Annotated in this window: 5 protein-coding genes and 1 pseudogene; all 6 read right to left on the bottom strand. The window is 31.7% G+C overall.

Annotation, left to right across the window (positions count from 1 at the left end):
* Positions 1–189: pseudogene (locus ACXJH6_RS03935) on the bottom strand (alanine--glyoxylate aminotransferase family protein); the annotation flags it as partial.
* Positions 161–1789 (bottom strand): putative bifunctional diguanylate cyclase/phosphodiesterase, encoded by a 1629-nt coding sequence (locus tag ACXJH6_RS03930; protein WP_456470463.1) that lies wholly within the window; start codon positions 1787–1789, stop codon positions 161–163. The pseudogene ACXJH6_RS03935 and the gene ACXJH6_RS03930, both read right to left, overlap by 29 nt.
* Positions 1786–2697, bottom strand: coding sequence for an ATP-binding protein (locus ACXJH6_RS03925; RefSeq protein WP_456470462.1), 912 nt, complete (start codon positions 2695–2697; stop codon positions 1786–1788). Before ACXJH6_RS03925 ends, ACXJH6_RS03930 begins: the two co-directional genes overlap by 4 nt.
* Positions 2694–2975, bottom strand: a complete 282-nt coding sequence (locus tag ACXJH6_RS03920) for an STAS domain-containing protein (RefSeq protein WP_456470461.1) — start codon at positions 2973–2975, stop codon at positions 2694–2696. The genes ACXJH6_RS03925 and ACXJH6_RS03920 overlap by 4 nt, the downstream gene beginning before the upstream one ends.
* The gene (locus ACXJH6_RS03915) at positions 2959–3696 is read right to left on the bottom strand and encodes an STAS domain-containing protein (RefSeq protein ID WP_456470460.1); all 738 of its coding nucleotides are present in this window, start codon (positions 3694–3696) and stop codon (positions 2959–2961) included. Before ACXJH6_RS03915 ends, ACXJH6_RS03920 begins: the two co-directional genes overlap by 17 nt.
* A gap of 2 nt (positions 3697–3698) precedes the next feature.
* A partial coding sequence (locus ACXJH6_RS03910) for a transketolase-like TK C-terminal-containing protein (RefSeq protein WP_456470459.1) occupies positions 3699–4436 on the bottom strand: 738 nt, incomplete at its 5' end.

Here is a 4436-nt window from a genome sequence, read left to right as displayed (position 1 = left end):
TTCCATAGCACCCGTCCCGGAGCTTGTAAGAAATACGGCTTCAGGAAGGTGGGTAATTTTTTTGAACCTCTCAAGAGCTTCAAGTAAAATTGCCTTAAATTCAGGCGTTCTGTGATGAATCGTCTCTTTTAAAAACGTCTCCCTTACAAAAAGAGGTATTTCAACAGGTCCCGGTGTAGCCAAAATCATTTTTCTTCCTTTCAAAGTCTATTATAAAATTTTTAAGTTTTTCTAATTTCATAGGTTTTGCAAAATAATATCCTTGAATTATATCACAATTAAGTTTTTTTAATACTTCAAGTTCCTCTTTAGTTTCGACACCTTCGGCAACTGTTTTAATATTCAGACTTTTTGCCATAGCTATAATCGCTTTGGTAATAATTTCGTTTTTTGAGTTATGAATATTGGAGACAAAAACCCTGTCTATCTTTATTTCATCGGGCAATATCCTTGTAAGATATTTTAACGTCGTATTACCGGTTCCAAAATCGTCAAAAGAAAGTTTTATACCAAAAGAGCGTAAAATTTTTACCACCCTGTTCAGCTCGTCCCAATATTTTACCAGCTTTCTCTCAAGCAGCTCAAGGGTTAAAATTCTTCTTTTTTCTTTTTTTAAAGAAGACAAAACCTCAAGATAATATTCGCTTACAAGCTCTTTGATATCAACATTGACACTGACTCCTATATCCGTTTTTAAAGTTGTATTCAAAATGGTTATATCATTTACGGCCTTGTTGAGAACAAAAAGACCTATGGGTTTTAAATATTTGGAATTTTCCATAATAGATATCCATTTTTCATTAGGAATAATTCCGTAAATATGATGCTCCCACCTGAGTAGTGCTTCAACTCCTATAATTTTTAAAGTGTGTATATCTATCTTTGGCTGATATAAAATAAATAGTTCATTTTTTTTTAAAGCTTCTGCCAAATCTTTTTCCAGTCTTTTAGACTCTAAAAATTTAGCTTTAAGTTTTTTTGAAAAAAAACAAAATTTTTTGTTTTCAGTATTAAACTTTATCTCATTCAACGCTAAATCGGCGGCCTGAAGCAACTCGTCTTTATTTGTTCCATCTTTTGGAAAAACAGCAATTCCGGCCATAATTGAAATTTCAATAAAGGAATGTTCAAATTTAACCGGTTCTTCCAAAGACCTTATTAAAATTTCGACATATTTTTGAACATCCAAGCCCCTAAAATCTTTTAAAATAATTACAAACTCATCAGCTCCGATTCTAGCAAGAAACCCGTTTGCTGTAATGTTTCTTTTTATTCTGTTGGCTACTTCCTGCAAAACTGTATCCCCGGCTTCCTGACCGTAAAAATCATTAATAAATTTAAAACCTTTTATATCCAAAAAAATAACGGCAAATTCGCCTTTTTTATTTTTATATTCTTCAATGGTCTCCTCAAGCTCTTTAAAAAAGTATCTTCTGTTAGGAAGAGAAGTCAAGGTATCTATAAGCAGTGAAAATCTGTTTTTTAGTTTAATAGCGTCTTTTAGATATAAAATTAAAAATTTAGTAATTTTCCTATTATGCTTAAAAAGAAAAATTTCTTCTTTATCATTTTTTATAAGTTTTATTTTTAAAAAATTTGTAAAAGCGTATACTTTAATTTCTCCAAACCTTCCTTTTTCCATTTTCAAAAATTTATCAATTATTTTAGCGGTATTCACGGAAGAAACATAATCTTCAAAAGAAAATTCTTTAAAAATAAAAATTAAAATCTCTTCTACTTCTTTTAAATTTAAATCCTCTTTTACCACACTGCTGTAAATCAGTTTCATTTTTTACTGCCTTTAATTTCTTTTATAATCAAAACTCCAGCATCGTCCTCTTTTTTCTTTTTCAAAATTTTCGAAAGTTCTTCAAAAGAGTTTATATTCCGGTTAATATCTATTCCGTCACTGAAAAACATTATATCGTCCCTTGGAAGAGTAATTTTCCTATCTTTCAAAGAAGATTTAAAAAAGGGAGATTCTTTATAAAAAGATTTTTCTTTATAAAAATATCTGATATTGCCGAAATGAAAAAAAGAGATATTTTCTTTAATCTCTCCCAATACCAAAGCGGCATCCTTTCCGTTATAAAGATATCTTACCACTTCCAAAACATCCTCTAAATAAAAAAACCTGAATCCGAACAAAAGTTTACGCAATTTTTTTGAAGAATAATAAACATCTTCATTTCCGTGTCCCACAATATCCCAAAAGGCAAAAAAATATTTTTCCCCAACTTTTTCAAATATTCCGCAATCTCCGTTGGTAGTAACGGACAAATAAGGCGAAACCTTTAAAAAAGCCCTGATATCTTCAAATTCTTTACTAAAAATACAGTATTGCACTTTTTCATTGTCAAAAAAATAAAAAATAAACTTTTTACCTTCCTTTTTGGGAATTATCTCAAAAGAATCTACCAGGTTTATAATAAGATTAAGACCTATCCCCAATGTTTTTGAAGTACTGTATCCTCTTAAAAACGCTTTTTTAATATCAATTTTGTTAAAAAAATCTTCAAAAACCAATTTATACCCGTTTGTTAATTTAAAAAACTTAAAAACCCCTTTTGAAGCGTGTTTTATAATATTAAGCCCGGCTTCCTTTGCAACAAGAATAAATTTTTTGCCAAAAGGAGTCAAAAAATGTAAAATATCATATACATCCTCATAAGAAGAAATTTCTTTTTTATATATCAAATTTCATCCTCAAAAAGCCCTTCAAGTTCAATATCCCACAAAGAAATAACAGAAGCTATACAAGGAGGCAGACAGCAGAAATAGACATTTTTACCGATAAGTTCAAGACCTTTTTTAACCCTAAAAAGGGCTTTAAAAGAAATTTGGTCTATTGTTTTTAACCGATGAAAATCAAAAATTATTATTTCCTCTTTTTTATCAGCCCATTTCCTAAAATTATCTTCTATCTCCCTTGCTGAAATAAACTCATTTAAAACTACTTTATATTTCCTCATCATCAAACGCTTTAATGGCAAGCTCTAAATTGGCTCTGGTAGGAATAGGTAAATCAATTTCGAGATGAACCATTGTTTCGGCAACAGCAGGAGTAATACCGCTCATAACCATTTTTGCCCCTATTGCTTTTATGCCTCTATAAATTCTTACAAACTGGTTTGCCACTTCCGTATCTATAACAGGGACCCCTTCTATATCTATAATTACCCGTAAAATTTCTTCTTTTCTAATAGTCTCTAAAATATTTCTCATCAGATTTAATGCTTTTTCCGAATCCATAAAACCGATTAAAGGCACTAAAATTGTTTCTTTATTAAGCTTTAAAATAGGAATTTCCATTTTTTTAATCGTTTTGAGCTGTTTTTGGATAATATCCAATCTTTTCTTTTCAAATTCTTCATAAATTCCAAGAGCCAGGGAATAAATAAATTTATTCAGCATTAAAATTTCCCTCTCATCCAATCCAAAATCGCTTCTTTCTATTAAATAAATTAAATTTTCTAAAGACTTCGTTATCTCCTGCGGAGATATTTCGTATTTACTCATATCCTCCACAAAATCATCTAAATGTTCATTTATGTTTTCGCCTTTTATTTTAGCAATAACCGCATCATAAAGTTTTGAAAACTGGTATTTCAATTCGCTCTCATCAAGTTCTATTTCGATATTTTTTAACCATTCGTTTAGAATTTCTTCTTTTTGTTCCAAAAGTTTTTTAAACATTTTTATCCTTTAATTTTTTCAGCAATTATTTCAGCATCAAATCCGAAATATTTATATACTTCAGGTCCTTTACCGCTGGCTCCGAAAGTATCCATGCCTATTACCTCATCGGCGTATTTATACCATTCAAACCCTCTGTTTGCTTCAATAGCTACTACTTTACCTTTAAGAAGTTCATTTTTAAACTCTTTATCCTGCTCATCAAACAGCTCAAAACAAGGGACGCTTACAACCCTTGCGTCTAATTTCTCCGCTACGTCCATTGCCAAATTTACTTCGCTTCCACTCGCTATAAGAGTCAAATCATCTCTTCCGTCTCTAAGAAGATAAGCACCACGGCTTAAATCCACTTCTTTTGGAGTAATATTTTTAAGCCCCTGACGGCTAAGGGCAAAAGCAACAGGTGCGTCGATATTAAGCGCCGCTTTCCATGCATTTACGTTTTCGTTCGCATCAGCCGGTCTGAATACGTAAAGATTCGGAATTGCTCTAAGAGACGTTAAATGCTCAACAGGCTGATGGGTAGGTCCGTCTTCTCCCACTACAATACTGTCGTGTGTAAAAATCCAGTAGTTTTTATGACTGCTAAGAGCGGCGATTCTAAGCGCCCCTCTAAGGTAATCGCTAAATACCAAGAATGTTGCAGCATACGGTAAAAATCCGTAAGCACTGAATGCATTGTTAATTGCAGCCATTGCGTGTTCTCTGATTCCGTATTGAATGTTTCTGCCGTGAGGAAA

It is taken from the genome of Caminibacter sp., from assembly GCF_053999135.1.
The sequence above is the reverse complement of the archived record's forward strand: the minus strand, read 5'-3'. Positions and strand labels throughout refer to the sequence as shown.